Source organism: Streptomyces sp. CNX435 (assembly GCF_059570575.1).
Genome location: NZ_JCANTA010000011.1, coordinates 34,215 through 59,457, shown reverse-complemented (window position 1 = coordinate 59,457; position 25,243 = coordinate 34,215). Strand labels below are relative to the sequence as shown.

Below are 25,243 nucleotides of genomic sequence, written 5' to 3'. Positions count from 1 at the left end.
ATACCATCGGGTGACCGGGCGGCCGTCTGGCTGACGTGACCGCGCCTCCCAACTATGGTGCACCTGCCCGGCGTACCGGCCGTCCGGTCGGCGGCGTCCGGGCAGAGGGGGCCTGATCAGGCCAACTGGCCTACCGGCATTGCACCGGCCGCGGCCGGTGCGACAGTGGTGGGGTACGGCCGTTTCGCCTCGTGACGGCCGTTGCCTACCCGTCGGCGGCCCAAGGGGGTGAGGTACGGACGTGTCCACAGCGACCGGTACGGAGGCGGGTGCGCAGGCCGCCCGGGCCCGCGCTCTCGCCGTCCTGCGCGTACGGGGGGCGGCCCTCGCCGTCGTCCTGCTGCCGGCGGCGGTGGCCGTCGTGCTGCTCGCCGGCTCGGCCACGGGGCGGGTGAACGGGGCGCTCGCGGCGCTGCGCTGGCCCGCCGTCGTCCTCGCCGTCCTGGTGCCCGTGCTGGCCGCCGCCGTCGCGCGGTCCATCTCCCGCGCGGAGCCCGCGGCCACGCTGACCGTCCCGGTCCCGCGCCGGGCCGCCCCCGACCTGTACCGCCTCGTCGGCGACCTCGCCGAGCGGCTCGGCGTGCCGGCGCCGGCGGCGGTGGCGCTCACCCCGGACTGCGACAGCTGGCTGGAGGACCCCGGGCCGGCGCCGGCGGGGGTGCGGAGCTGGCTGCGGCGGGTGGCGGGGCGGGTGGCACGGGCGGGGCGCGGAGGGCCGCGGGGCGGCGAGAAGGGCGGCGCGGGTTCCGGCTCGGGCGCGGGCGCCGACTTCAGCTCCAGCTCAGGTTTCGGCTCGGGCCAGGGTCCCGCTTTCGGCTCCGCCCCGGGCCCCGGCTCTGGCCCTGGCTCCGGCTCCGGCCCTGGCCCTGGCTCCGGCTCCGGCTCCGCCTCCGGTACGGGCACGGGCACGCCCGGTCCGCACGGCGCCGCAGGCGGCACGGTGTTCGGCACCGGCACCAGCACCGGCGGCGGCCCCGCCGCCGCCCGCGGCCCCGCCGCGGAGAGCCACGCCGCCGCGGCGGCGGCCCGGCGGCAGGCGTCCGCCGAGGCGTCGTACGCCCCGAACTGGCGCGAGGTCGTCGAGCGCGCGACCGCCGACCCCGACGGCCCCGTGCTCGTCATCGGCTCGCCCTTCCTGTGGTGGATGCGCGTCGGCGAGCTGCGCGCGGTCCTCGCCCCGGTGGTCGCCGGCACGGCGGCCTCGGCCCAGCCCGACATCGCCGCGGCGCGGCGCTTCGTACGGGCCCTGGACGCGGCGGCGGCGCTGCCGTCGCGGGCGGCGGAGGCGGAGAGCGGCGCGCCCCCGGGCCCGTACGAGACGGGGGCGACGGATCCGTACGAGACGGGCGCGGCGGATCCGTACGAGACGGGCGGCCCCGCCGCGACGCTCGGCGTCCCCGATCCGTACGGCACCGCCCCCCGCCCCCCGCGGGACCCCGCCCGCCGCCCCGGCACCGGCCCCGGCGCCCGCGCCCGCGTGGCCCGGCTCTGGCAGCGGCTCACCGGCGGCGTCGCGCGGCTGCTGCTGCGCGCCTGCGGCGAGCACCCCGTCGAGATGGAGCGCGCCGTCGCCGCCGCGGCGGCCGAGCGCGCCCAGGCCGTGGACTACGGCCTGCGTATCGTCGCGCAGGAGCAGGTGGGACTCGCGTACGCCGGCTGGGACCGGCTGCTGACCCGGGTCGCGCTGCCCGCCTGGCGCATGGGCCGCTGGCCCTCCCGGCTCAACGCCGGCGTCGTCTCCGCCCTCACCGAGCTGTCCCGCCGCGACCGCCTCGCCGAGGGCTTCGCCTCCCGGCTCGGCGAGCGCCCGGCCTGCGACCTGCTGGAGGAGCCCGGCATGGTGGACGAGGCGGCGTCCCTGCTCGCCGCGGAGCTGTTCAGCGGCCCGGGCGGCGCGGCGGCCGGCGCCGTGGTCGGCGGCGAGCCGGCGACCGGGTTCGCGGGGGTGAGCTGGGAGCAGTACCCGGACGAGGTCGTGGACCGCAAGTGGCGGCTGGAGGCCGCCCGGCTGCACGCCGTGCTCGACCATCTCGAAGACTGCCCCGAGCCCGCCGGCCGCCCCGACCGCGGCACCCTCGCCCGCGTCGTGGACCGGCTCACCGCGGGCCCCGAGGAGGCCGACCGGATCGGCGCCGCGCTCGCCCGCGCACACCAGCACCAGCACCAGCACCAGCACCCGCACCCGCCCGCGGCCGGTGCCGCGGCGGCGCCGCTGCAGCCGCCCCGTACGGGCCGCGAGCTGCTCGTGGACCACGTCCTCGCCATGGTCTGCTGCGCCGCCGTCGACACCGCCGGCGCCGCCCCCGGACTCGACTGGCTGGACGGCCCCGTGCTGCGCACCCGCCGCGGCGGCAGCCCCGCGGCGGCGGTCCGCGCCCTGGTCGAGACCCGCGACGACACCCAGCTCCGCGCCTGGCTGACGACCGTCGGCGTACGCCCCGAGAAGCCGGTTCTCCTGGTCTGATCCGCCGGTTTCCTTAAGCCGCCACCCACGTACGGGCGTTATGTCGCACGAATGTCGGCGTTCCGTGACGGGGCGTTTGCGTTATGTGATGTCCTGGACTTCGCCGACCCACACGGGGGCGAGGGAGGGAATCGGCCCGTGGTTCACGACAGCATCCGGCGGTGGGAGTCCGGGGCGCTCGCGCACGCCGTCTCCGACCCGTTCGCGGCGGGGCCGCTGCCGTGGCTGCACGCCGGGGAGGAGTCCTTCGAGGACGGCCGCCTCGTCCCCTGGTACGTGGACGCCGCGACCACCGGCGACGGCGGCGTCCACCTCGCCAATGACGTACGCCAGCAGATCAAGGGCTTCGCCGCGCCCTCGTGCGTCGCGCCCGGCGAGTCCGTCGACTTCCGGGTCTCCGTCGACCCCCCGCAGGAGTTCGGCATCGACGTCTACCGCATCGGCCACTACGCCGGCGACGGCGCCGCGAAGGTGACCGGCAGCCCGCGGCTCGCCGGCATCGTGCAGCCGGTGCCGCTCGTCGCCGGACGCACGGTCTCCTGCCACCACTGGTGGCTGTCCTGGCGGTTGCAGATCCCGTCGTACTGCTGCCCGGGTGCGTACGTCGCGGTGCTCACCACCGCCGACGGCCACCGCTCCCACGCGCCGTTCACCGTCCGCTCCAGCGACCCGGCCGACCTGCTCCTGCTGCTGCCGGACATCACGTGGCAGGCGTACAACCTCTACCCCGAGGACGGCCGCACCGGCGCCAGCCTCTACCACGCCTGGGACGACGAGGGCCGCCTCCTCGGCGAGCCGGAGGCGGCCACCACCGTCTCCTTCGACCGCCCCTACGCGGGCGCCGGGCTGCCGCTGCACGTCGGCCACGCCTACGACTTCATCCGCTGGGCGGAGCGCTACGGCTACGACCTGGCGTACGCGGACGCCCGCGACCTGCACGCCGGCCGGGCCGACCCCACGCGCTACCGCGGCATCGTCTGCCCCGGCCACGACGAGTACTGGACGGTGCGCATGCGCCGGGCCGCGGAGCGGGCCCGGGACGCGGGCACGTCGCTGGTGTTCCTCTCCGCCAACACCATGTACTGGCAGGTCGGCCTGGCCCCCTCCGCGGCCGGCGAGCCCGACCGGCTGCTGCACTGCGCCAAGCGCCAGGGCCCGGGCCGCCCGGCGCTCTGGCGCGATCAGGGCGAGCCGGAGCAGGAGCTGCTGGGCGTGCAGTACGTGGGCCGGGTGCCGGAGCCGCGACCGCTGGTCGTACGGAACGCGGACCACTGGCTGTGGGAGACGACGGGCGCCCGCGAGGGCGACGAGCTGCCCGGCCTGGTCGCGGGCGAGGCGGACCGCTACTTCCCGCGCGCGCCGCTGCCGAAGCACACGGAGCGCAAGCTGCTGGCGCACTCGCCGTACGCGGACGGCCGCGGGGTGCGGCGCTATCAGGAGACGTCGCTGTACGAGACGCCGGCGGGCGGACTGGTGTTCGCGGCGGGTACGTTCGCGTGGTCGCCGGCGCTGGACCGGCCGGACCATGTGAACCCGGTGATCCAGCGGGCGACGGCGACCCTGCTGGACCGGATCTGCAAACGCGACTGAGCGCACTCATCATCAGACGAGGGCCGCTCCAGCATTCTTACCTCCTCCGGCGCTGACCCCGGTGACTCGCTCACCGCCCTCCCAGACCAAGGGCAGTCGCGTGTGCCTCCAGGGCGGTGGCGATCACCCTCGCGGTGGCCTTGTGTGTCACCCGGGCGGCGAGGCGGTCCAGTTCGGCCAGCGCGGGCTCACTGTCGATCCGGCCCAGGGCGAGGGCGCCCGCATGCGCCACCTTCGCACTGCGCGGGCCCCGCCCAGGCACCTTCTGCAGCGAGGTCTCCACCAACGCTCCAAGCGCACGAGCTGTGTCGGAATGCGGTGGCAGCAGCGACAACAGCCAGGCAAGGCCACGCAGCGCGAGGGCGTTGTACGGGTCGAAGACCTCGTTGAAGTGCCGGTCTTCGCAGAACACGGGTTTCACACGGAAGGTACGCGGAACGCCCACCAGAGCGAGCCAGGACACCGCCTTCTCCCGCACCAGCTCCGGGCCCAGCGGTTCGACGTGCTGCCGAGCCAGTCTGTCCCACTTCGCGCTGGGCTTGGCGGACGTGGCGGTGAGCGCGTGCGCGAGCAGCGCCCGCCACGGGTCGTCGGGACCGGGACCCACCTGCTCCAGGGCACGCTCGGCCCACTTCTCGCCCACGTTGAGCACCGGGTCGGTGGGTTTCTCACCAGCACGGCCGAGTGGTGCGGTCGGGAAGCCGTATTCCATGCCACTGCGCCGGAAGGCGGCAATCGCAGCCGGCGTGAGGGAACGGCCGGCGGCCAACTCCGCCTCCACCAGAACCGAGAAATGCTCCTCGTACCAGAAGGAGTGGCATTCGCCGAGGTCGTCGAGAACCTCGATGCGCTCGGCGGACAGTGGGTCCCCGGGGAGATCCGCGGCGAGGATCCCGGCCAGAAGCAGTGTCCGCGCCCGGAACTCGGCGGCCTCCTCGTCGAGTCGGTGGTACCGCTCGACCAGGGAACGGGCGAGACTGCGACGACGCTCATGAGGGAGATCACGCAGCTCGTCCAGAAGCTGCTCCGACCAGCCGACGCCCCGATAGCCGCTGTCGGCGACTCCCATGGCGTTGAGGGTCCTGTCCGCGAGCTCGATGTCACCCGCGGCGACGTGGTGGGGAACACCTTCCATCGCGCTCAACCCCCCACCAGCGGAACCGGCTTCAGGGACGTCACCTCGGTGTCCTCGGGCTGGGCCAGGCCCTGGAACACCTCGGACGGCCGCGCGTTGCAGTCGGCCACCTTCTGGAAGACCCGCCGCCGGATCGGCTCACGCACGGTCAGCCGCTCTTCGGAGATCTCCAGCTCCCAGCCGTCGGATCGGCCCACCTCGGTCGTCTCGTCGACGAAAGTCGTCTTCCTCATGCCGACAGACCCTAGGGGACCCGTCTGACATCGGACTCTGCCAGCGGGCCGTCCGGCCTCGCCAACCGGGGTGGAGAGAGGGGGCCTTGGGCCGGAGGGCTCGGCTCCGACTCGGCTTCAGCCCTCGGGTTCGCGGTGTTCCACTGTCACGAGCACCAGGCCGTTGTTCAATCGCCGTTGCATCACGATCGCGACGGCCGCGGACAGCTGTCCGTCGGCGCATCCCACGGCCACGGTAACCGGCCCGTCATCCGACCCGCACCCGCTGCGGAAGGACGCCAGCACGGGGATGACACCCTCGACCAACTCGGGAAGTCCGTCCGTCTCCGTCACCAGGGCGTACGCGCGCTCGGCAGGGTCGGTGAGGTCGATGAAGCCGCGGCGCACCGGCGAGTCGTCGAAGTGGGTGCGCAGGTCGAGCACGATGTGCGCGTCGGGGATGGGACCGTGCGGGTAACTGAAGCTCACGAGGCGTACGGCGACAGGCCCGTCCGTGACGCTGCTCGGACGTGCACCGAGCTGTAAAGCCTTGCTCATCGTTGGTTCCTTTCGCATAGTGAGTGGGCCGCGGGGACAGCCAGTTGTGCCCACACGCTGGTGCCCGCGAGCCTTCGGACCGCCCCCCACCGATCCGCAAGTGCCTCGACCAAGGACAGCCCACGGCCGGAGAGGGCGAAGCCGTCACTCCCGTCGACCTGGTCGTTCCGGCCGGGACGGCGGTCGATCCAGCCCGGCCGGGACGGGCCCTGGTCGATCACCCTGATCGTCAGCCGCCGCAGCTCCCGGCCGGTGATCTGGACGGCCACGACGATCCGGGAACTGTCGGTGTGCACCAGCGCGTTGGTCGTCAGCTCACTGGCGATCACCAGGGTGTCGTACGTCCGCCCGGCCGGGACCTGCCAGGCGACCAGCCAGGACCGCACGATGTCCCGAGCACACCCGGGCGTTGTCCTGGAGCCGCCGGGCAGCACGACGGAGGCCCGTGTGCAGGTCGGTAAAGGGCTACGCGTCGTGGGCATGAGGCGCCTCGCTCTCGGTGGTCCACTCGGCAGCATTGATCAACAGACTGCTTCCGATTGACTACTGTTGGTGATGAGATTCCGGTTAGAATCCTTCCTGGGATCCCAACGGGCAAGCCAAGGTCGTGAAGTTCCCTCTCACGAGGGACAAGCTCCCGGAGAGTGACGGACTCGCTACACCAACTGACCGGCGGTACGGCAGACTTGCGCCCCGCAAGCACGCGACGAGGACGCGGCCGGAAAGGCACGAGAGGACAGCGGATGAGCGACCCGAGCGGCCCCACGGTCCGGCGCCGCCGGCTGGGATCCGAGTTGCGACGACTCCGCGAGAAGGCCGAGTTCGATCAACTCGCCGCAGCCAACTACCTGGAGTGCTCGAACTCCAAGATCAGCCGCATCGAACTCGGCCAGGGCCTTCCGAAGATGATCGAGCTGCGCGGCCTGCTCGATCTGTACGGGGTCACCGACGAGGACGAACGCGCGAAGATGCTGGAGATCCGGAAGGAGGCCAGCGAAGTCGGTTGGTGGGAACAGGCGGAATACGAGACGGTCCTCCCCTCGGGCCTCGGTGTCTACGTGGGCCTGGAATACGACGCCCGCGTAGTCCGCGCGTGGGAACTCGGCTACGTGCCGGGCCTGTTGCAAACCGAGGCATACACGCGAGCCGTCCTCTCCAGCAGCGGCCTCAAGACCGCGGACGACGTCGGCCGGCTCGCTCGGGTCCGTATGCAGCGCCAGGAGCGACTTACGGCCAGGTCCAACCCGATAGAGCTGGTGGCCGTGGTCGACGAGGCTGCGCTCCTGCGCCCCGTCGGCGGCCAGGTGGTCATGCGCGATCAGCTGGCCCACCTGCTCAGTACAGCCGAGTTGCCGAACGTCACCCTGCAGATCCACCCCTTGGACTCCGACGCACACGCGGGCATGCTGGGCGCGTTCACCCTGCTGAACTTCGGCGCCTCCGATCCCGTCGTGGGCTTCGTCGAATCACCTGCCGGGAACAACTTCCTGGAGCGCGCCAGGCAGACCCGCATGCTTGTCCACACCTTCGACCTCCTGAGGGCGGGTGCTCTCGACCCCGATGAGTCGGCAGCACGCCTGGCCGAACTCGCTACAAAGGAGTGACCATGACGCGATCCAGCAACCCCACACCCCCGGCCGTGAACCCCGGCGACCTGACGTGGATAAAGGCGACGGCGTCCGGCGAGAACGGCGCCTGCGTAGAACTCGCCCCTGCGGGCGACGGCTGGGTAGCCCTACGCGACAGCAAGCACCCCGACGTCCCCCCGCTGATGTACACGCGCACCGAACTAGCCGCGTTCCTCGATGGTGCCAAGGCCGGCGAGTTCGATCACCTGCTGAAGTAGAGGACTCGACACGCCTGGCGGCCTTTTCCACAGGCGCATCAACGTGAGCCCGGTTCCTCGCTCACAGGCGGGAGACCAGGCTCAAGTTGGTCCGGCAGGGAGTTCGAAGCGACGGGTGGCAGCGCGCGCTCGCCCGACGCGCAGCGACCCGCCGGGCGCCTTGCCGGCCCGGCTGCCGACCGTCGAAGATGAGAGCACCAGCGACACGGAGGACCACGATGAGCACCTGGCAGCAGGCTCTTAACCGAGCCGAAAGCGACCTCGGGCGGAAGGCTCCTCCCATCGCCCGCACCGTTCAGGCCGTCGATGCCGCGCTCCGCAAGCCCGAGCTGCGCGCCGCCTTCTACGCCGACCTGGTCAAGCTCGACAACGGCAACGACTTCGATGTCTTCCTGGCCGACTGGTGGACGCAGGCAGTGGTCGAGACCGCCGGGGACGACCTGCAGGAGCGGGAGGGCCTACTGGAGCTGGCCGACCTGGCGCGCGCCTATGAGGTGCGGGACAGCGGGCAGCCGTACGTGTCGCATGACGAGCTGCTGAAGGAGCTGGCTGCCGACGAGGTCGCCGCTTGAGCTCGGTGGAGTGGTCCAGCAAGGCCAAGCAGGCTTTCCACCGGTACCGCCGAGATGATCCGGAAGGTGCGGATCAGATCCTGGATGCGGTGAACCTGTTGGCGAACGACCCGGAGCCTGCGGGCGCGCACGCCTACGGCAGAGATACCTACCGCATCCGCGTCGGCCTGTATCGCATCATGTACACGATCAAGCAGAGAAAGCCGCTGGTGCTGTCCATCGACATCCTGGGCCGCCCACCGGTCAGGTAGCGGCGCGGCCTGACCGGTGGGCAGGCCGGGCGCCTTCTACGCCGCAGCGTGGAGCGGCGGTCGCGCTCCTTCGCCGTGGCGCAGCGAGGCACCGCCGTCACGGCTCCGACTCGGGTGGGATTCGGGCTTGAGTTCGCGGCGTTCCACCGGCCGGCGGGCGCGATCTTGATACCTCAGTTCTCCAGTTGCTGGCGGAGGCGCGTCCGTTGCGGCCATTCTCCTCAAGTGCTCGTTCGCGCAGCCGAGTTAGCCATATTCTTGCGTCGCCAGCTTCCGCACAGAGCTTCCGGGTCTGGAGGAACGACTACCCTCCGATGTGGGAAGCGGCGGGCCCGGATCGGGAGATCGAGCTACAGCCCCGGACCGTCATCGCCCTGACCGCCGGTTCGTCGCTGGCCGAGCACGACAGCCCGGCCGAGGCGACGCTGCTGGTGCTGCGCGGTCGTGTACGACTCGTCAGCGGCGCGGACTCCTGGGACGGCCGGAGGGGAGACCTGATCACCATCCCGCCGGCCTGGCACGCCCTCGAAGGCGTCGAGGACGCGGCGGTACTGCTCACGGTCGCCATCCGCGGGTGACGGACGTCCGCGCGGGCGCCCCCGCCGCGCTGCTGACGGTCGGCCACGGCACGGCCGACAGGACCGGCTCGCCTCCCTCCTCCACGGCGCGGACGTCCGGTCCGTGGTCGACGTACGCACCGCCCCCGGCAGCCGCCGCAACCCGGACGTGGGCCGCGACGCCCTGGCGGAGTGGCTGCCACGTACGGACATCGCGTACCGCTGGGAACCGCGCCTCGGCGGCTTCCGCAGGGCGGCGCCGGACTCCCCGGACACGTTCTGGGAGAACGCCTCCTTCCGCGGCTACGGCTGTTCCCGGTGGTGGGTCTCGCAACGGCCGGGACGGTGAACGCCCAGGAGGGTTCGTCAGGAGTGGGGGTGGCCGCGGACAGGGGGACGCGAGTCCACACGCATGCCGCCGAGGTCAACGGCGACTGGGACTGGAAGTGGTGGCTGTCCAGGCCGACCCGGATCGCGGACGCCCGTTCCTGCCGGACCTGATGTACGCCGCGACTGACCACGAACGTTCACCGGGTTTGATTGTGTTGTGCTGGCGCGCTACGGTCACGGACCGTGAAGCTTGAGGATCAGCTGGCTGAGTTGGCGGAGTTGGGCCTGTCGCTTGCGGCGGGCAGGACGATTGCCGAGCTTTTGTATTCGCGTCCGCGTGCGGCGTATGAGCGTGAGCCGTTCGCGGCTTTGCTGTTCGCGTTCGGTGTCGAGGTCGAGGCGGAGCCGTGGGGGCGGTGGTTCTGCGACCGGGCGTGGAACTTCGACACCGAGTGTGTCCACGGGTCGGGCGCTTACGTCGAGATCGCCGGGCGGTTGTGCCGGATCGCCGGTCGGCCAGAGGCTTTCACCGATCTGCGAGACCATGTTGATCTCGACTCGGGGGAGGCGTGGATCGAGTACGCCGCCGACGGCCGCCGACGCCGCTGGGACATCGAGGTCGAAGATGACTGGGCCGACCTGATGGTGGTCAGCCGAATGATGGAAGAGTTGGAGCACGACGGCCAGCGGTTCTATGCGATGAAGAACGGTCAGGCCATGGTGCTGTTCTTCCTTGAAGAATGTGCAGCCGACCGGCTCAATGAGACCGCAGGCAAGCAGCTCATTGCGGATATCCGCCCTGAGCTGGCGCTGGGCTGGTGATCCGCTGCAGGCTGCCTGACCAGGCACGTGCGCCGGTTTCGAGCACGCCGCCTGGCGCGTGGGCCGGGGCGGGCGCCGGGCTCCGGGGGTGCCGCGCCCGGGGTGCTGGGGCTCGCGTGGGAGCCGGGCAACGTGGGTTGGGGAGCCACGAAGGGACCACATCCGTGCTTCTATAGCCGGTCAAATCACCCATCCTGGGCCCGGTTTTGGGTCACGACGTGCACACAACAGCCCCCAGGCGAAGTGTGAAGCCAAGCTTCATTGGCGAGTCCTTCGGGTGATCCGTCAACCGAGTGCTCAGACGGGAAGTTCGGTGATGCCGAGGGCGAAGTCCACGTTCCCCACCCCGTGGTTGGCGAGGCCCACCGTGACCACGCCCGCTCCTTCCAGCCAGTGCGCCATTCTCAGGCCGCCGACGTCCAGCGGGCGCAGCCCGAGGCTCTCGATGAACGCCACCACACGTGCCTTGGCCTGCGCATCGTCGCCGGCGATGAAGACGTCGGGCCGACCCTTCTCCAGGACATGACGGAAGATGGTGTTGAACGCCTTCACCACGCTGGCGCTGGCCGGGGCCGCCTTGGCGGCTTCCTGCGCGATCGAGGTCTCCTCGCGGTGGGCAAGCCCGTCGAACGTGGAGTTGAAGGGATTGCTGATGTCGACGATGACCTTGCCCGCGAGAGCGTCTCCGTACTGGGCGACGACCGGCACGACGCCGTCGTACAACAGGGCCACGATGACGATGTCCCCGGCCGGGGCGGTGCCCCATTCTCCCGTCGTGGCGCCGCCGCCGAGAGCCTTGGCCAGGTCGGCGGCCTTGGACTGATCGCGGCCCATGACCTCGACGGTGTTGCCGCCCGCTATCGCCCGCGTGCCGATGGTGCGGGCCATGTTCCCGGTGCCGATGATGCTGATGTTGTTCATGAGATGTCCTTCCCTGGTTGTGCGTTGTTCGTTTTAGATGGCGGTGGTGCCGCCGTCGGCGACGAGTTCCATGCCGTCGACGTAGCTGGAGTCGTCGGTGGTAAGGAAGAGGGCGGCGGTGGCGAGTTCGTCGGGGCGGCCCATCTGGCCGCGGGGGATGAGGGACTCGAACTGGCGCTTGCTGGCCTCGTCGAAGACTTCTGCCTGCTTCGCGGTGGCGACCTGGCCGGGGGTCAGGACGTTGACGCGGATGCGGCGGTCCTTGAGCTCGTTGAGCCAGACGCGGGCCCACGCCTGCTGGACGGCCTTGCTGCCGGCGTAGACGCTGAGGCCGGGGAAGGCGCCGAGGGAGGCGTTGGAGCCGGTCATGAGGATGGAGCCGCTGTCGTTGAAGAGCGGGAGGGCCTTCTGGACGGTGAACAGGGTGCCGCGGGCGTTGAGCCCGAACCAGGTGTCGAATTGGGCCTCGGTGATCTCGCCGAGCGGGGCGGGCTCGCCGCCGCCTGCGCTGGCCCACAGCACGTCGAGGTTGCCCTTCTCCCGCTTGACGGTGTCGTACAGGTGGTCCAGGTCGTCGAGGTCGGCGGCGTCGCCCTGGACGCCGGCGGCCGGGCTGGACGCGCTGCCGGTCGTGCGGCTGCACCCGCTGGTACGCGACACCAGCCGCCCGGCACCTGGCCCGGACCTGCCGGCTTCTACGGAACTGGCCGCCCGCCTGCTGAAGGCCGCAGCGACACGGCATGGCAGACGTCCGGAGAATCGGCGAAGTCCATGGCGGCGCGCAGCGCGACACGGGCCATGTCGACGTCGCCGGCCCGCTCGCTGTCGCGGGCGAGGGCGCTCGCGGCGGCGGGGACGTAGTCGGGGAGACCCGCGTCGATCACGCGCCGAAGGGAGCTTGTGATCACCGTCAGGCCCGCCGAGGCATCGGCGAGGCCGTACATCTTCTCCAGATCCTGCGCCTCCAGTCTGGCGAGACCCATCGCGGCGAGCGACACGGACTCCGGATCCCCGGAATCGATGCCCCGGCGGAAAGCCCGTCGCGCGGACCCGATGAACTCGGGCTGATAGCCCGCGATATGGCCGCCAACCCCCGGCTCTTGTCGGCGACGGACCCGTCCTTGGCGTACCCGTTCTCGGCCCAGAGACCGGCCGCCAGCAGATATGCCTCGTCGGCGGCCCGCAGGTCACCGGTCCCGGATCTCAGGAGCCACAGGTGCATGGCCGCAGGCACGCTGGAGCGGGTGTCGCCGGACGCGGCGGCCAGCTGGAACGCCTCCGCCGCACCCGCCGTGTTGCCTCTGCGCGCCTGTCGGCGCCCCTTGTTGACCACCGCTTGTACCGATCGGGTCTGCGCGATCCGCAGACTCAGCCTCGCCATGCGGGCATGTGTAAACCCACCGGCACGGGTTGGCGCCGCACTCGCTGAAACCGGCCCGGCTTCCGGCTAGGCCGTTCCGTGCGGGGGCGCGGTGCGGGTGTGGGCGGCGTCCAGCAGGGCGCGGAGGAGCAGGGCGTCCGGGGCGACGGCGGTGGTGAGGGCGGCGGGGCCGGCGAGGGGGGTGATCACGGCACGGCCGGGGGCGACGACGTACGGCTCCGCCGGGGTGTCGGCGAACTCGGGGGCGACGACGAGCAGTTGACCGGCGGCGCGGTTGTCCGCGAGCACGGCCGGGCCGTCCCACGCGGGGACGCCGGGGCCGAAGTCGGTGGCCTGGTCGAGGAGCGGCCGGCCGCCGCTGCGTACCGTGAGGCGCGAGACGAGCCGGCCGGGCGGCTCGCCGGCGCGGCCGAGCACCTGCTCCTCGCGGAGCACCAGGCGGGCGGTGGGGGCGAGGTCCACGCGGTACGTCACGTGGAGCCTGCTGCCGCGTACGGAGACCAGCGGCTCGGGAAGCCAGCGCAGCTCGGCGCCGTCGCCGACGGCGAGGCGCACGTCGTAGCGGGCGGTCCCGCCGGCGGCACCCGGCAGGGCCAGGGTCGCGGCGGCGCTGGTGACGCACAGGGCGGCGCCGGCCTCGACCTGTACGTCGAGCCGTACCCGGTCGCCGCCGAGCGGCCCGGCCATGGCCCCGACCAGGCACACCCGCGCCTCCCCGGCGCCCGCGCGGACCCGGCGCAGGGCGAGCGGCCCGGCCCCGGCCAGCTCCGGCAGTGCGGTGCCGCCGCGGCCGTCGGGGGCGGCGGTGATACGGGCGTGGGCGCGGACTCCGGTGGCGGGCACGTGCTCGGGCACGTGCTCGGGCACGTGCCCGGGCAGGTGTCCGACGGCGGACGGGCGGGGGCGGGGAGCCGCCCGGCCCGGCGGGCGCGGGGCGGAGCCGCCCGTACCGTCGGCGCGCGCGGCCCCGGCGTTCCTCACGCCGCGCGCCATGCGGCGACCCGCCCGCGCAGCCAGTCCGCGATCGGCTGCACGCCGCCCTCCCGCGCCAGCGAGGTGAACACGACCGGCTTGTCACCGCGCTGGGCCTGCGCGTCGCGCGCCATGCGCGCGAGATCGGAGCCGACGTGTGGGGCGAGGTCGGTCTTGTTGACGACGAGCAGGTCGGCCGTGGTGACGCCGGGCCCGCCCTTGCGGGGTATGTCGTCGCCACCCGCGACATCGATGACGAAGAGCTGCACGTCGGCCAGGCCGCGGGAGAAGGTGGCCGTGAGGTTGTCGCCCCCGGACTCCACCAGGACCACGTCGAGGGGCCCCACCGTGGCCTCCAGCTCCTCGACGGCCTCAACGTTGGCGGAGATGTCGTCGCGGATGGCGGTGTGCGGGCAGGCGCCGGTCTCCACCGCGGCGATCCGCTCGGGCGGCAGCACGGCCTCGCGGAGCAGGAACTCGGCGTCCTCACGCGTGTAGATGTCGTTGGTGACGACGGCCAGCGACAGCTCGTCGTGCAGCAGCCGGCACAGCGCGGCGACGGTGGCGGTCTTGCCGGAGCCCACCGGGCCGCCGAGCCCGACCCGCAGGGCCCGGCGGCGGGTGGTGGCACGTCCGGCCGGTGTCGGGGGTTCGACGGGGCGGCGCGCGGGGGCGCCGTACGTGTAGCGCTGCGGAGTGGTGGTCTCGGAGTGGTCGAGGTGCATGCCGTCTCCCTGGGGTCCGTAGGTCCGTAGGTCCGTAGGTCCGTAGGTCCGTACGAGGTCTGCCGAGGTCTGCCTACGAGGCGAAGAGCCGCGCCGCCCGGGCGGCGTGCTCCTCGGCGGCGATGTCGAGGAGCGGGGCGCCCGCCGCGGGCAGCAGGTCGCCGGGGTCGGCGACGGCGCGGACACCCGCCGCCGTGGCCCGCGCGGCGACGTCGTCCAGTTCGGTGGCGAGGCGGGCGAGGACGGCGGTGGCCTCGAAGGGGTCGAGCCCGAGGAGCCGTACGGTCGCGGTCGTCGGCCCGGAGATCGCCTCGTACGCGGCGGCGTGCGCGGCGTCGCCCGGGCCGAGGCCCGCGGCGCGGGCGGCGAGGCCCAGGACGACGGGCTGGTGGACGCCGCGCGGGCGGGCTTCGGCGAGGGCGTCCAGCTCCGCGGACGGCCAGGCGGCCCGGGCGGCCCGCAGCAGCTGGCGGCCCAGGCGACGGGCGGTGGCGCGCAGGGCGGGGGACGGGGTGCGGGCGTCGGCGGCCTCGTCGAGGCGGAGCGGGTCGGCCCCGGCGCAGGCGGCGGCGGCCAGGGCGGCGGAGGTGAGACCGGCGGTGTGCAGCCGGCCGCGGCAGTACGCCGCCAGCCCGGCGGCGTCCGTGATCCGCCCGGCGGCGACGGCCTGTTCGGCGCCGCCGGAGTGGGCGTGGCCGCCGGCGGGGAAGCGGCCGTCGGCGAGCACGAGCAGCGCGGCACGGGTCACGTGCGGCCCCCTTCCCGCCTCCGCATGCCACGTGCACGCACGCCACGTGCACGCATGCCTACCCGCGTGCCCCGGGTCCGCATGTCGCGTCGCCGCAGGCCTCGCATCCGTATGCCCCGTACCCCCACGCCTCGCGCCCGCGCGTCCCCTCCCCGCGACCGGTCGCGGAGAGGAACCCGAGGCGGCGGCGGCGCGGGCGGCATGGCTCAGAACAGGAAGTAGCGCTGGGCCATGGGCAGCTCCGCCGCCGGGGCGGGCTCGACCACGTCGCCGTCGATGGTCACGGTGAAGCTGTCGGCGTCGACCCGTACGTCCGGGGTCGCGTCGTTCAGCCGCATGTCCGCCTTGGTCAGTGACCGCGTGGAGCGGGCGGCGACCAGCGCCTTGCCCAGCCCGAGGCGGTCGCCGAGGCGGTCGTCCAGCGCGAGGGGCGAGACGAAGGATACGGAGTTGGCGTGCGGGGCGCGGCCGGTGGCGCCGTACATGGGGCGCGGCAGGACGGGCTGCGGGGTGGGGATGGAGGCGTTGGCGTCGCCCATCTGTGCGTACGCGATCTGGCCGCCCTTGACCACCAGTTGCGGCTTGACGCCGAAGAACGCCGGGTCCCACAGGACGAGGTCGGCGAGTTTGCCGGGCTCGACGGAGCCGATCTCGTGGTCGACGCCGTTGGCGACGGCGGGGTTGATCGTGTACTTCGCGACGTACCTGCGCGCCCGCAGGTTGTCGGCGCGGCCGTCGCCGGGCAGTGCGCCGCGCCGCTTCTTCATCACGTGCGCGGTCTGCCAGGTGCGCAGCACGACCTCGCCGATGCGGCCCATGGCCTGGGAGTCGGAGGAGATGACGGAGATGGCGCCGAGGTCGTGCAGGACGTCCTCCGCGGCGATGGTCGAGGGCCGGATGCGGGATTCGGCGAAGGCGAGGTCCTCGGGCACGGCGGGGTTCAGGTGGTGGCAGACCATCAGCATGTCGAGGTGCTCCTCGACGGTGTTGACGGTGTGCGGGCGGGTCGGGTTGGTGGAGCTGGGCAGGACGTGGGGGGCGGAGACGACGGTGATGATGTCGGGGGCGTGGCCGCCGCCGGCGCCCTCGGCGTGGTACGCGTGGACGGTGCGGCCGGCGAGCGCGGCGAGGGTGTCGCCGACGAAGCCGGCCTCGTTGAGCGTGTCGCTGTGGAGGGCGAGCTGCGCGCCGGTCTCCTCGCAGACGGCGAGGCAGGCGTCGATGACGGCGGGGGTGGCGCCCCAGTCCTCGTGGATCTTGAAGCCGAGGGCGCCGCCGCGGAGTTGGCTGTGCAGGGCCTCGGCGGAGACGGTGCTGCCCTTGCCGAGCAGGCCGACGTTGACGGGGACGCCGTCCATGGCCGCCAGCATCCGGGCGAGGTGCCACGGCCCGGGGGTGACGGTGGTGGCCTTGCTGCCCTCGGCGGGGCCCGTGCCGCCGCCGATGAGGGTGGTGACGCCGGCGGCGAGCGCCTCGTCGGCGAGCTGGGGACAGATGAAGTGGACGTGGGCGTCGACGGCGCCCGCGGTGAGGATCTTGCCGTTGCCCGCGACGATCTCGGTCTCCGGGCCGATGACCAGCTCGGGGTGGACGCCGTCCATGACGTCGGGGTTGCCGGCCTTGCCGAGCGCGGTGACACGCCCGTCCCGTATGCCGACGTCGGCCTTGACGACGCCCCAGTGGTCGAGGACGACGGCGCCGGTGATCACGGTGTCGGGGGTGCCGTCGGCGCGGGTGGCGCGGGAGACGCCCATGGACTCGCGGATGACCTTGCCGCCGCCGAAGACCGCTTCGTCGCCCGCGCGCCCCGGGCCGCCGGCGCGGTCCTCCTCGATCTCGATCAGCAGGTCGGTGTCGGCGAGCCGGATGCGGTCGCCGGTGGTCGGCCCGAAGAGGTCGGCGTACGCGGCACGGGACAGTTCAGCCATCGAGCGCTCCGCGGGTCTCGCCGCGCAGCCCCGGCACCACGCGCCGGCCCGCGAGCGGGATCAGCTCGACCGCCACGGGCACGCCGGGCTCGAAGCGCACGGCGGTGCCCGCGGCGACGGCGAGACGTCTGCCGCGGGCGGCGGCACGGTCGAACTCCAGGCCCGGGTTGGCCTCGGCGAAGTGGTAGTGGGAGCCGACCTGGACGGGCCGGTCGGCGGTGTTGAGCACGGTGAGCCGGATGACGTCCGCGCCCTCGTTCAGGCGGATCGCCCCGTCGCCGTAGCGGATCTCTCCTGGGATCACGGCCGGGCCTCCGTCAGTCGATGGGGTCGTGGACGGTGACGAGCTTGGTGCCGTCCGGGAAGGTCGCCTCCACCTGTACGTCGCGCAGCAGCTCGGGGATGCCGTCCATGACGTCGTCGCGGGTGAGGACCTTGCGGCCGGAGATCATCAGGTCGGCGACGCTGCGGCCGTCGCGGGCGCCTTCGAGTACGTGGGAGGTGATGAGCGCGACCGCCTCCGGGTGGTTGAGCCGCAGTCCGCGCGCCCGGCGCTTCTCGGCCACGTCCGCGGCCACGTGGATGAGCAGCCGCTCCTGTTCCCGGGGAGTCAGTCGCACGCGTCCCACCCGCCCTTCCGGCTCCGGTCCCCCCGGCGCCGTCCCGGCCCGGGGTCCGGCCACGGTAGCCCGCGAGTTTTTCCGGCGCGTTACCGAATGGGGACAGCGCGCCTCCACCACGGTGCTGGAACGCCTCGGCATCCGCCGCCATCTGCCCGGACGCAGCTCCCTGACCGGCTACGTCGAGGGGGCGCGGCTTCGTTGCGTCCTGAGCGGCCGGGAGGTGTGGAGGGGACCTGGTCTCGTCCCAGCCGCCGGTGGGCTTGCCGGTGGTAGCGGGCCCGGACCGCTTTGCGGCGGGTGTTCAGTCCGCACGGCCGGGCCCGGCGGCCACCCGCCCGGACCATCACGGTGCGATGTCGGCCGGCCAAGTGCCGTGCGATACACAGCACATCAGCGCGCTTGACCACCACGCCGCCGACCAGCATTCGGCGGCTGAGTGCGAGCGTGGTGGCTGCCGGGAGTCTGTTCTTGCCACGAGTGGTCAACGCGGTGACCGTCGGCTCCCGGAGTGAAATCCGCGGGAATCCCCCGGCCCAGCGCCACATGAGGATCCTGCCTGAACGACGGGTTCTGCGGTGAAGGACCACCGGGCCCCGGGCCGCTGTACTCTGCGTACCCGCCTTGCCGCTGACTGTACTGAGGCGGCTGGAATTCCGGAGCCACAGTCTCCGACGACGGGTGACTCTGCGGGACACCGGCCCCGGGCTCACCGCCGGCCCGGTGCAGCCATTGCACATAAGGATCCTGACTGAGCGACGGAAGGATCTGCGGTGAAGGACCACCTGGCACCGGGGCGGCGTCGTACTCTGCAGACCCGCCTCGCCGCTGACCGTACTGATCGTGCTCAGGCGGCTGGAATTCCGGAGTCACAGCCTCCAACGGCGGGGGACCCTGCGGGACACCGGCCCCGGGCTCACCGCCGGCCTGGTCCAGCCATTGCACATAAGGATCCTGACTGAGCGACGGAAGGATCTGCGGTGAAGGACCACCTGGCACCGGGGCGGCGTCGTACTTTGCGTAACCGCCTGGCCACTGACTGTACTGAGGTGGCTGGAAACCCGGAGCCACAGCCTCCAACGACGGGGAACCCTGCGGGACACCGGCCCCGTAGCCACCGCCGTACCCGCCCAGCGCTTGGGCCACTCCAGCGCCGGAAGACTCCCCCGGCCCCAGCCCCGGCACGTACTCATCACCGGTCACCCTCTCGCGAGAGCGAAGGGGAACCGTCTTGTACCTCCCGGGCTTGTAGGGCTCCTTCGCCACCCGGTCTTCAAATCCGTTTCTCCTCAGCCACTCCACCGTCTTCGGCTCCAGATAAGATCCCCCACCGGTCCTCGCGTTATCCAGACGGTTTCCTACGCGGCTTCCCTTGGAGGGCCATGGGACGGCTTCGCCCCTCGCGCGGTACGGAGCGGCGTGTTCCTCCAGCGCAGCCACACACTGCTCATCGGTCAGCTTCGGCTCGACGTTCCTGATGGGGAGGAATTTGAACTTCTCGGGATTGCCTTCCACGTCCTGCACCCGGCCTGCAAATCTGGTTTCCCTCAGCGCCTCCGCCGCCAACGGCCCCAGATGAGATGTCCCTTTGGGGCTCGCGTTTCGCAGAAAAATTTCTAGGGGGGTATCCTTGGTGGGCAATCTGGTGTCGCCGTTCGTCCTGAAGAATTCCCGCAGCGCATCCGCACGTGCCGCATCGGCCGACACCGCCGCCCCGCTATCCGGCACAATGAACTCCTTCCGGTACAAAACAACCGCCGTTGTCTCCCGCCTCGGTGCAGGGGGAGACATCATCACTACGGCTCCACCCGCCCGAAGGTTCACCGCCCCCGGCACCCAACACCTCCAGCAGGTCTATCCCGGCGAGATGATCCTCTGGTGAGCCCTGGCCGCGGACAGACCTGCAACCCCGGCAGAGCAGGCCCGTCAAGATCACCCCCGCTGCCATCAGAGGCGTCACCTCGCTCACCTGAGCTGCACACTCAATGCCACCCACCGCATCGTGGACTTCCTCGCCCGGCTGCTGCCCGCGCAGCGACGCTGCACGGGCACGCTGCACGGGCATCCCGAAGCCCTCCAGGGACGCCTGATCCCCTCCAACGTGACGGGACACCATCCCCCCAGGGCTTCGTCGTTCTCGCGGTCGGGCCCGGAGCTGTGGGTGTGGGCGCCGTCACTCGCTGCCATATGTCCCGGCGGTCGCCGCCTGCGCGGTCCTGGCCGGAGCGAAGTCCCTCACCGCGATTGCCGAGTGGGCTGCCGATGCCTGCGACCGGCTGCTGTTCGTGCCTCTCGGCCAGTATCTCGACCTTGCCGTCCGGGTGCTCCTGGGCGTCGTCTTCGCCGCCGTGCTGGTGTCGAAGCTCCGCCCCGCGGACTTCCGGGAGTTCGCCGAGGCGACGGGCGCGCTGCTGCCCGTACGCCTCTACCGCCGCCGGCGGGCGCTGGGCGTGGCGTACCTGGTGTGCGAGGCGGCCATCGTGCTGCTGCTGGCCGTGCCCGCCGCGGTTCCCGCCGGCTGGCGCTGGCCGCCGGGACTCTCCTCGTGCTGGCCGCGGTGATCGACCGCCGGCTACGGACGGGCAGCGACGTGCGGTGCCGCTGCTTCGGCGCCGGCACCGCCCCGCTGGGGCACGCGCACCTGGCACGCGACCTCGTGCTGGCCGGATTCGCCACGACGGGGCTGGCGGCGAACGCGCTCGGCCCGGGGGCCGTGGACAACGCCGCCGCGGTGGTCTCGGCGGTGGCCGGGGGCCTGTTCTGCGCCCTGTTCGTCATCCGCTTCGACGACTTCTCGCGCTCTTCGCGGCGTCTCCGCGGACCGAGGCCCCGCGGACCTAGCCAGGCTGCGGCGCTTCGGCACGGCCGCCCCGTAGCCCCGTCGCCGTCCGCCGACGTGGCACGTAGCCGCATGCCGCGTCGCCTTGCCGCATCGCCGCGTTGTCGCCTCGGTGCGGGCCGTGGTCCGTCCCCGCGTGGATGTCGCCCGTGGCGCGGCGCGACGGGGGGTGCGCCTGCGCCACGGGCGACGGCTGTGGTGCGGGCCCCGCCGCCGGTGGCACCGGGGCGTAACCCTGACGCGCTCTGACGCGCGTGCCGGAGGGGGCGCCGGCCGGGCGGCTCCTGCCCGGTCACCGCCACGGCGGTCGGCGCCCCCTCCGGGCGGCGCCGACCGCCGTCGCCTATGCCGCTGCTACCTCCGGCATACCTTCACCTCACTGCTGGGCAGGCTGGCCTGCTGCCACTTGCTGCCGCTGTCCGACCAGGTGAAGCCGATCGATGTGGTGCCGACGGCTATGCCGGTCACGCTGGTGGAGTTCCAGGTGTGGCCGTACTTCGTGAACACCTGGTGGTTCGAGCAGCCCTTCTTTGCGGCCTTGAAGCTGACGCCGATGGTGCCTGTCCGGCCCTGCATGTCGTCGTACACCGGGTTCCTCGGGCCCTCGTTGAAGATGAACCCTGATCCGTAGGAGTTGGACGTCTCCGCCTGACTGGTCGTCTTCTTCTTGAAGTGCTCGCCGTCGTACTGGAGGACGTGGGACTGAGGAGCGACTTTCTTGCTGAAGCTGAGGCCGAAGGCGTCGTATCCCTTGACCTTGTTGGGGACCTCGATCCACTTCCAGGAGCCGCGGGCCATATAGAGGTTCTTCCCGACGACACTGTAGATTTCCGGCTTGGAAATCTTGATCTCCTCGTCCGGGTTGGCGAGGGTGCCTACCTCATCGCCCCCGCCGTCCACACGCTCCAGGCAGTTGTCCGCGGCCAGCTTCGCGTCGATCTCGGCCTGCGTGCGGCCCTGGTCCTCCAGCGTCCGGACGAGCGTCAGGAAGCGGCTGGTCGCCGCAGTGGGATCGTCCGGGAGCTCATCGGAGCAGGCCCGTGCGGTCCCCGTCTGCGCCCTCGTCGACTCCGGTTCGCCGAAGGCTGTCGACGCCGCGAGGGGCAGCAGAACGGCCCCCATTATGGCGGCGGCGCCCACCACCCGTGTCTTTGTCTGCATGCGTGTGTCCTTGCTGTTCGCGATGGCTCTGTGACGGGCCGGTCGGCAGGCGCGCCTGCGGATGCGACGCGCGTGGTCAAATCCGTCCTTGATCTCGTCCCGCACGTGCCCCCAGTAGGCCCCACGCCCTGCGTGAAGCAGAGGAGGCGTACACCTTTTTCTGCGGATGCCGATCGGCCGATAAACTGTGCCGATCGTGCCAGCAAGTCCTGGTACGGAATCTCGCAGAATCTGACAACGTCCGTCCCCGGGATCGCCTGCTCCGGATACGCGTCGAACAGCGCCGCGTACCTCTCCCGCACCCCCGGCTCTGATCGACTACGACCCCTGAGAACATCGGACTCGTTCATCTAGGAGTCGGCGGGCAGCGGCTGGTGGTGAAGGATGGCGTTCTGGGCGGCCTCCAGCCGCGGGCCCGGTCGCAGGCCGGTCTCGGCGAGTTCGTCGTACGCCTGCCGGTAGACGGTCAGCGCGCCGCCGCCGTCCCCCGCCGCGTACAGCGCGCGCATCAGCAGCACGTACGCGGCCTCGTCCTCCGGCCACTCCAGCAGGTGCTGCCGCAGCAGGTACTGGGCGTCGCCGCACTGGCCGCCGCGGACCAGCAGCTCGGCGAGGTCGAGCAGGGCGCGCCGCCGGTGGCCGCGCATGGACGCGACCCAGTTCCGCAGCATGGGGCCCTGCGGGACGCCGCTCAGGGCCGGCCCCTCCCAGAGGGCGAGCGCCTGCCCGAGGAGGGCTGTGCGCTCCCGCGGGTCGGCGGTCGTGCGGGCCCTTCCGAGCAGGCGGAGGAAGATCCGGGAGTCCACCCGGACCTCGGGCAGGGAGAGCCGGTACACGCCGCCGTGCAGGGTCTGGACCGTGCCCTGGCCGAGTTCCTGGCGGATGATGTGGACGTAGCCGCGGACGTTGGCGGCGGCGGACTCCGGTTCGCCGCCCGGCCACAGCTCGCCGAGGATCCGCCGCAACGGCACGGGCGCGTCGGCCACCAGCAGCTGGGCCAGCAGTGTGCGCGGCTTCGGCCACATCCGGATCGGGGCCATGCCGAGACCGGACACCTCGAAGCTGCCGAGGAGTTGGACAGTGAACTGGATTCGGGGCACGATCCCCCCTGGCGTTGAGGCAGCGCCTGTCGGCGCTCATTGGTTCGAAGGCCACGGGAAACCCGCTGGACCTGGCTGAACTGCGGCAACGGTGCTCGCGGGAGTAGCTAACAGCAGGGCGGGAGGCAGCGGAAGGGTTCACCGGCGCTTGCGAGAGTCCGTCAAGGTTTCTACAAGACCGGTGGTCCTCAGCTCGCCGGATTCGGGCGGACCAGCGGGAGGAAGACCTCGTCGACGATCTCGGCGATGGCCTCCGGGGTGATCGATCCCCGTACGAGGATCTCGTTGCGCAGGAGATCCAGCGGCAGTGCGATGCGTCGCTCGGTCAGCCGCGAGGGATCGACCTCGCCGCGGGCGACGGCGCGCTCGACGAGCACTGCCGTGGGGCCGCGGTGTACGTCGCTGAGGAGTTCGGAGCGGATCAGGCCGAGGAGTTCGGGGTCGCGGGCGCTTTCGGCCAGCAGCCCCCACAGCACGTCGGTGTCGACGTCGGCGAATCTGTCGGCGATCTGCTGGAGCAGCTGAGCGGTGTCCGACCGGAGCGTGCCGGTGTCGGGGAGGTCGTCCGGGTTCGGCACGCCGTGGATGATCGCGGCGAAGACCAGTTCGGCGCGGCTCGGCCAGCGGCGGTAGAGCACCGCCTTGCTCGTACGGGCCCGCGCGGCCACGTCCTTGACGGTCATGGCCGCGTAGCCGACGTCGGCGAGCTGGTCCCACACCGCCTGCATGATGGCCGTCTCCAGCGCCTTGCCGCGGCGCCGGGTTGCGGGTGGCTCGGTCATCCCCACTCCTTAAGGTTCGCCGGGTTTCTTATTGTGCTTGCCTGCGCCACGGCTTAAGATACTCAGAGTTTCTTATCTGGAGGTGCTTCCCATGGCGGAACCGAGCCCGGCGGCGACGGACTGGGGCCGAATCGGGGTGATTGTCGGAGTTCTGACGGCGCTCCTGGTCGTCCTCCTGTCGGCCTTCGCGCTGCCGCCCCTGAACGCGGGGCCGCACCAGGTGCCCCTTGCCGTCGGCGGTGAGCCGTCCTCGGCCACGGCCGTGCGCGAGCAGCTGACCTCGCGGCAGCCGGACGCCTGGGAACTGCACACGGCAAGAGACGCCGCGCACGCCCGCGCGCTGATCATGGACCGGGAAGTATACGGCGCCCTCGTGACGTCCTCCACGGAGACCAGACTGCTGGTGGCCACCGCGGCCGGCCCCGCGGTGGCCGAAGAGCTGGAGGTGCTGGCGCGCAGCCTGGATACGGGCCGGAGGGCCGTCAGGCCCGTGGAAGACGTACGTCCGCTGCCGGGCGACGATCCCACCGGCGCGGGCCTGGCGGCCGGGGCACTCCCGCTGGCCCTCGGCGGCTGGATAGGCGGCGTTGCCGTGCTCGCGGCCGTCCGAGGGGCCCGGCGCCAGGCCGCGGCGGCGGCGGCCTTCGCCGTCCTGGGCGGCCTGAGCCTGACGGCGCTGCTCCAGTTCGCCTTCGGTTCGCTGGACGGCGACTACCGGATGACCGCGGGCGCCGCGATCCTCGGCATCTCCGCCACCGCCTGGACGATCCTCGGCCTGCGCACCGCCCTGGGCAACGCCGGCCTGGCCTGCGGAGCAGTCGTGCTCATCGTCCTCGGCAACCCGCTGTCCGGTCTGTCCAGCGCCCCCGAGCTGCTGCCGGCCGGCTGGGGAACGCTCGGCCAGTTGTTGCCTCCCGGCGCCACCGGGAGCCTGCTGCGCTCCGTCGCCTACTTCGACGGCGCCGGCGGCCTCGGCCCGGCACTCGTGCTCGTCTGCTGGCTGGCCGGCGGCATCACCCTGTACGCCGCCGGGCTCCGGCGCACGCCACGCCGCCGCTCCTCAGCACCGGCCGGCGATCCGCAGCCGCCCCGCGCACAACCGCAGGAAGCCCCTGCCTGAGGCGGCGGAGCCCCGGACAGGACCCGCCCGGGGCCGCCGGACGCCCCGCACCCCGACCCGAGCACCCCGGACCCGAGCACCCCGGACCCGCGAACCCCGGGCCCGCGAACCCCGTGCCCCGAGCACCCCCGTCCCGAGCGCCCCGACCCGCCGGTGTACAAGGAGATCCAGACATGACCATGCCGCGCGCCTTCCGCCGGATCAGCCGCACCGTCAACCCGGCCGTGCTCCCACTTGCCCGCCGCATGCCACCCCTCGCCGTGGTCGAACACGTTGGCCGCCGCAGCGCGAAGCAGTACCAGACGCCGGTGCAGGCATTCCGCACGGACACCGGCTGGGTCATCGCCCTGGCGTACGGCAAGGACGTCCACTGGATCCAGAACGTGCTCGCGGCCGGTGGCGGACATCTGGTCCGCCGTGGTCGGCGCCACGAACTCACCCGGCCCGAACGCGTCCACGGCGAGCCGGGACGACGGCTGCTGCCACGCTGGTCACGTGCTCTCATGACGCTCGTACGCGTCCGCGACTACGCCACCTTCACGGCCGTCGAAGACCCGGCGGACTGACGCGCGCGTGGGGCCCCGGCGGCACCGGGGCGGCACGTGCGCC

The 25,243-nt window shown here is 72.2% G+C and carries 28 protein-coding genes and 2 pseudogenes; 14 read left to right on the top strand and 16 right to left on the bottom strand.

The features are described 5' to 3' along the window. The first annotated feature begins 241 nt into the window (after window positions 1–241). Both T328_RS19385 and T328_RS19380 read left to right on the top strand, forming a co-directional pair. Window positions 242–2,464, top strand: coding sequence for a hypothetical protein (locus T328_RS19385; protein WP_496497347.1), 2,223 nt, complete (start codon window positions 242–244; stop codon window positions 2,462–2,464). Between the two features lie 138 nt (window positions 2,465–2,602). Next, on the top strand, window positions 2,603–4,054 hold the full coding sequence (locus T328_RS19380; RefSeq protein ID WP_496497346.1) for a N,N-dimethylformamidase beta subunit family domain-containing protein: 1,452 nt from the start codon (window positions 2,603–2,605) through the stop codon (window positions 4,052–4,054). Between the two features lie 70 nt (window positions 4,055–4,124). On the opposite strand, the gene T328_RS19375 is transcribed toward T328_RS19380, so the two are convergent. The 4 genes from T328_RS19375 to T328_RS19360 form a co-directional block, all read right to left on the bottom strand. Beyond that, complete coding sequence (locus T328_RS19375) at window positions 4,125–5,198, bottom strand: hypothetical protein (protein WP_496497345.1); 1,074 nt, start codon at window positions 5,196–5,198, stop codon at window positions 4,125–4,127. Continuing rightward, window positions 5,195–5,422, bottom strand: a complete 228-nt coding sequence (locus tag T328_RS19370; RefSeq protein ID WP_496497344.1) for a hypothetical protein — start codon at window positions 5,420–5,422, stop codon at window positions 5,195–5,197. Before T328_RS19370 ends, T328_RS19375 begins: the two co-directional genes overlap by 4 nt. 117 nt (window positions 5,423–5,539) lie before the next feature. After that, window positions 5,540–5,959 (bottom strand): RapZ C-terminal domain-containing protein, encoded by a 420-nt coding sequence (locus tag T328_RS19365; protein ID WP_496497343.1) that lies wholly within the window; start codon window positions 5,957–5,959, stop codon window positions 5,540–5,542. Beyond that, a complete protein-coding gene (locus T328_RS19360) occupies window positions 5,956–6,345 on the bottom strand; it encodes an ATP-binding protein (protein WP_496497342.1) in 390 nt (129 codons plus the stop codon). The genes T328_RS19365 and T328_RS19360 overlap by 4 nt, the downstream gene beginning before the upstream one ends. 357 nt (window positions 6,346–6,702) lie before the next feature. Here T328_RS19360 and T328_RS19355 point away from each other — a divergent pair, with 357 nt between their 5' ends. The 8 genes and pseudogenes from T328_RS19355 to T328_RS19320 all read left to right on the top strand — a co-directional run bounded on the left by T328_RS19355 (window position 6,703) and on the right by T328_RS19320 (window position 10,337). Then, window positions 6,703–7,563, top strand: a complete 861-nt coding sequence (locus T328_RS19355; protein ID WP_496497341.1) for a helix-turn-helix domain-containing protein — start codon at window positions 6,703–6,705, stop codon at window positions 7,561–7,563. A gap of 2 nt (window positions 7,564–7,565) precedes the next feature. Beyond that, complete coding sequence (locus T328_RS19350) at window positions 7,566–7,805, top strand: DUF397 domain-containing protein (protein WP_496497340.1); 240 nt, start codon at window positions 7,566–7,568, stop codon at window positions 7,803–7,805. A 218-nt stretch (window positions 7,806–8,023) separates the two neighbouring features. Next, entirely contained in the window at window positions 8,024–8,377 is a 354-nt protein-coding gene (locus tag T328_RS19345; protein ID WP_496497339.1) for a hypothetical protein, read from the top strand. A 5-nt stretch (window positions 8,378–8,382) separates the two neighbouring features. Further along, window positions 8,383–8,628 carry a type II toxin-antitoxin system RelE family toxin gene (locus T328_RS19340; protein WP_496497502.1) on the top strand — a complete coding sequence of 82 codons (246 nt, stop codon included), beginning with the start codon at window positions 8,383–8,385 and terminating at the stop codon, window positions 8,626–8,628. A gap of 314 nt (window positions 8,629–8,942) precedes the next feature. Continuing rightward, window positions 8,943–9,206, top strand: coding sequence for a cupin domain-containing protein (locus T328_RS19335; RefSeq protein ID WP_496497338.1), 264 nt, complete (start codon window positions 8,943–8,945; stop codon window positions 9,204–9,206). After that, window positions 9,203–9,492, top strand: a pseudogene (locus T328_RS19330) (DUF488 domain-containing protein); the annotation flags it as partial. The gene T328_RS19335 and the pseudogene T328_RS19330, both read left to right, overlap by 4 nt. Window positions 9,493–9,563: 71 nt before the next feature. Beyond that, complete coding sequence (locus T328_RS19325; RefSeq protein WP_496497337.1) at window positions 9,564–9,686, top strand: hypothetical protein; 123 nt, start codon at window positions 9,564–9,566, stop codon at window positions 9,684–9,686. 72 nt (window positions 9,687–9,758) lie between these two features. Then, entirely contained in the window at window positions 9,759–10,337 is a 579-nt protein-coding gene (locus T328_RS19320; RefSeq protein ID WP_496497336.1) for a hypothetical protein, read from the top strand. A gap of 297 nt (window positions 10,338–10,634) precedes the next feature. On the opposite strand, the gene T328_RS19315 is transcribed toward T328_RS19320, so the two are convergent. From T328_RS19315 to T328_RS19275, 9 genes are all read right to left on the bottom strand, one after another. Further along, a complete protein-coding gene (locus tag T328_RS19315) occupies window positions 10,635–11,258 on the bottom strand; it encodes an NADPH-dependent F420 reductase (RefSeq protein ID WP_496497335.1) in 624 nt (207 codons plus the stop codon). A 33-nt stretch (window positions 11,259–11,291) separates the two neighbouring features. After that, on the bottom strand, window positions 11,292–11,918 hold the full coding sequence (locus T328_RS19310) for an SDR family NAD(P)-dependent oxidoreductase (protein WP_496497334.1): 627 nt from the start codon (window positions 11,916–11,918) through the stop codon (window positions 11,292–11,294). A 35-nt stretch (window positions 11,919–11,953) separates the two neighbouring features. Continuing rightward, complete coding sequence (locus tag T328_RS19305; protein WP_496497333.1) at window positions 11,954–12,241, bottom strand: hypothetical protein; 288 nt, start codon at window positions 12,239–12,241, stop codon at window positions 11,954–11,956. 464 nt (window positions 12,242–12,705) lie between these two features. Beyond that, the gene (locus T328_RS19300) at window positions 12,706–13,518 is read right to left on the bottom strand and encodes an urease accessory protein UreD (RefSeq protein WP_496497501.1); all 813 of its coding nucleotides are present in this window, start codon (window positions 13,516–13,518) and stop codon (window positions 12,706–12,708) included. Window positions 13,519–13,616: 98 nt separating this feature from the next. After that, the gene (ureG, locus tag T328_RS19295; RefSeq protein WP_496497332.1) at window positions 13,617–14,336 is read right to left on the bottom strand and encodes an urease accessory protein UreG; all 720 of its coding nucleotides are present in this window, start codon (window positions 14,334–14,336) and stop codon (window positions 13,617–13,619) included. Between the two features lie 73 nt (window positions 14,337–14,409). Continuing rightward, the gene (locus T328_RS19290; protein WP_496497331.1) at window positions 14,410–15,084 is read right to left on the bottom strand and encodes an urease accessory protein UreF; all 675 of its coding nucleotides are present in this window, start codon (window positions 15,082–15,084) and stop codon (window positions 14,410–14,412) included. 206 nt (window positions 15,085–15,290) lie between these two features. Next, window positions 15,291–17,012 carry an urease subunit alpha gene (locus tag T328_RS19285; protein ID WP_496497330.1) on the bottom strand — a complete coding sequence of 574 codons (1,722 nt, stop codon included), beginning with the start codon at window positions 17,010–17,012 and terminating at the stop codon, window positions 15,291–15,293. Then, window positions 17,005–17,316, bottom strand: coding sequence for an urease subunit beta (locus T328_RS19280; protein ID WP_496497329.1), 312 nt, complete (start codon window positions 17,314–17,316; stop codon window positions 17,005–17,007). Before T328_RS19280 ends, T328_RS19285 begins: the two co-directional genes overlap by 8 nt. Window positions 17,317–17,329: 13 nt before the next feature. Beyond that, window positions 17,330–17,632 carry an urease subunit gamma gene (locus tag T328_RS19275; protein ID WP_496497328.1) on the bottom strand — a complete coding sequence of 101 codons (303 nt, stop codon included), beginning with the start codon at window positions 17,630–17,632 and terminating at the stop codon, window positions 17,330–17,332. Window positions 17,633–19,265: 1,633 nt separating this feature from the next. Between T328_RS19275 and T328_RS19270 the strand changes: the two genes are divergently transcribed. Both T328_RS19270 and T328_RS19265 read left to right on the top strand, forming a co-directional pair. Further along, window positions 19,266–19,514 (top strand): hypothetical protein, encoded by a 249-nt coding sequence (locus tag T328_RS19270; RefSeq protein WP_496497327.1) that lies wholly within the window; start codon window positions 19,266–19,268, stop codon window positions 19,512–19,514. 403 nt (window positions 19,515–19,917) lie between these two features. Further along, a pseudogene (locus T328_RS19265) lies at window positions 19,918–20,720 on the top strand (MauE/DoxX family redox-associated membrane protein). 105 nt (window positions 20,721–20,825) lie between these two features. Here T328_RS19265 and T328_RS19260 read toward each other — a convergent pair. The 3 genes from T328_RS19260 to T328_RS19250 form a co-directional block, all read right to left on the bottom strand. Beyond that, on the bottom strand, window positions 20,826–21,632 hold the full coding sequence (locus T328_RS19260) for a hypothetical protein (RefSeq protein WP_496497326.1): 807 nt from the start codon (window positions 21,630–21,632) through the stop codon (window positions 20,826–20,828). A 350-nt stretch (window positions 21,633–21,982) separates the two neighbouring features. Beyond that, window positions 21,983–22,732 (bottom strand): AfsR/SARP family transcriptional regulator, encoded by a 750-nt coding sequence (locus T328_RS19255; RefSeq protein ID WP_496497325.1) that lies wholly within the window; start codon window positions 22,730–22,732, stop codon window positions 21,983–21,985. A gap of 188 nt (window positions 22,733–22,920) precedes the next feature. Further along, window positions 22,921–23,514 (bottom strand): TetR/AcrR family transcriptional regulator, encoded by a 594-nt coding sequence (locus T328_RS19250; RefSeq protein WP_496497324.1) that lies wholly within the window; start codon window positions 23,512–23,514, stop codon window positions 22,921–22,923. 91 nt (window positions 23,515–23,605) lie between these two features. Between T328_RS19250 and T328_RS19245 the strand changes: the two genes are divergently transcribed. Both T328_RS19245 and T328_RS19240 read left to right on the top strand, forming a co-directional pair. Next, complete coding sequence (locus tag T328_RS19245; protein ID WP_496497323.1) at window positions 23,606–24,634, top strand: hypothetical protein; 1,029 nt, start codon at window positions 23,606–23,608, stop codon at window positions 24,632–24,634. A 173-nt stretch (window positions 24,635–24,807) separates the two neighbouring features. Then, a complete protein-coding gene (locus T328_RS19240) occupies window positions 24,808–25,200 on the top strand; it encodes a nitroreductase family deazaflavin-dependent oxidoreductase (protein ID WP_496497322.1) in 393 nt (130 codons plus the stop codon). Window positions 25,201–25,243: the final 43 nt, after the last annotated feature.

What these genes read in the sequence shown, in the direction of transcription:
- T328_RS19350 (WP_496497340.1), top strand. Translation starts at nt 7,566, where the DNA reads ATGACGCGATCCAGCAACCCCACACCCCCGGCCGTGAACCCCGGCGAC.
- T328_RS19240 (WP_496497322.1), top strand. Translation starts at nt 24,808, where the DNA reads ATGACCATGCCGCGCGCCTTCCGCCGGATCAGCCGCACCGTCAACCCG.
- T328_RS19355 (WP_496497341.1), top strand. Translation starts at nt 6,703, where the DNA reads ATGAGCGACCCGAGCGGCCCCACGGTCCGGCGCCGCCGGCTGGGATCC.
- T328_RS19335 (WP_496497338.1), top strand. Translation starts at nt 8,943, where the DNA reads ATGTGGGAAGCGGCGGGCCCGGATCGGGAGATCGAGCTACAGCCCCGG.
- T328_RS19245 (WP_496497323.1), top strand. Translation starts at nt 23,606, where the DNA reads ATGGCGGAACCGAGCCCGGCGGCGACGGACTGGGGCCGAATCGGGGTG.
- T328_RS19370 (WP_496497344.1), bottom strand. Translation starts at nt 5,422, where the DNA reads ATGAGGAAGACGACTTTCGTCGACGAGACGACCGAGGTGGGCCGATCC.
- T328_RS19315 (WP_496497335.1), bottom strand. Translation starts at nt 11,258, where the DNA reads ATGAACAACATCAGCATCATCGGCACCGGGAACATGGCCCGCACCATC.
- T328_RS19345 (WP_496497339.1), top strand. Translation starts at nt 8,024, where the DNA reads ATGAGCACCTGGCAGCAGGCTCTTAACCGAGCCGAAAGCGACCTCGGG.
- T328_RS19285 (WP_496497330.1), bottom strand. Translation starts at nt 17,012, where the DNA reads ATGGCTGAACTGTCCCGTGCCGCGTACGCCGACCTCTTCGGGCCGACC.
- T328_RS19250 (WP_496497324.1), bottom strand. Translation starts at nt 23,514, where the DNA reads ATGACCGAGCCACCCGCAACCCGGCGCCGCGGCAAGGCGCTGGAGACG.
- T328_RS19365 (WP_496497343.1), bottom strand. Translation starts at nt 5,959, where the DNA reads ATGAGCAAGGCTTTACAGCTCGGTGCACGTCCGAGCAGCGTCACGGAC.
- T328_RS19305 (WP_496497333.1), bottom strand. Translation starts at nt 12,241, where the DNA reads ATGGGTCTCGCCAGACTGGAGGCGCAGGATCTGGAGAAGATGTACGGC.
- T328_RS19260 (WP_496497326.1), bottom strand. Translation starts at nt 21,632, where the DNA reads ATGCAGACAAAGACACGGGTGGTGGGCGCCGCCGCCATAATGGGGGCC.
- ureG (WP_496497332.1), bottom strand. Translation starts at nt 14,336, where the DNA reads ATGCACCTCGACCACTCCGAGACCACCACTCCGCAGCGCTACACGTAC.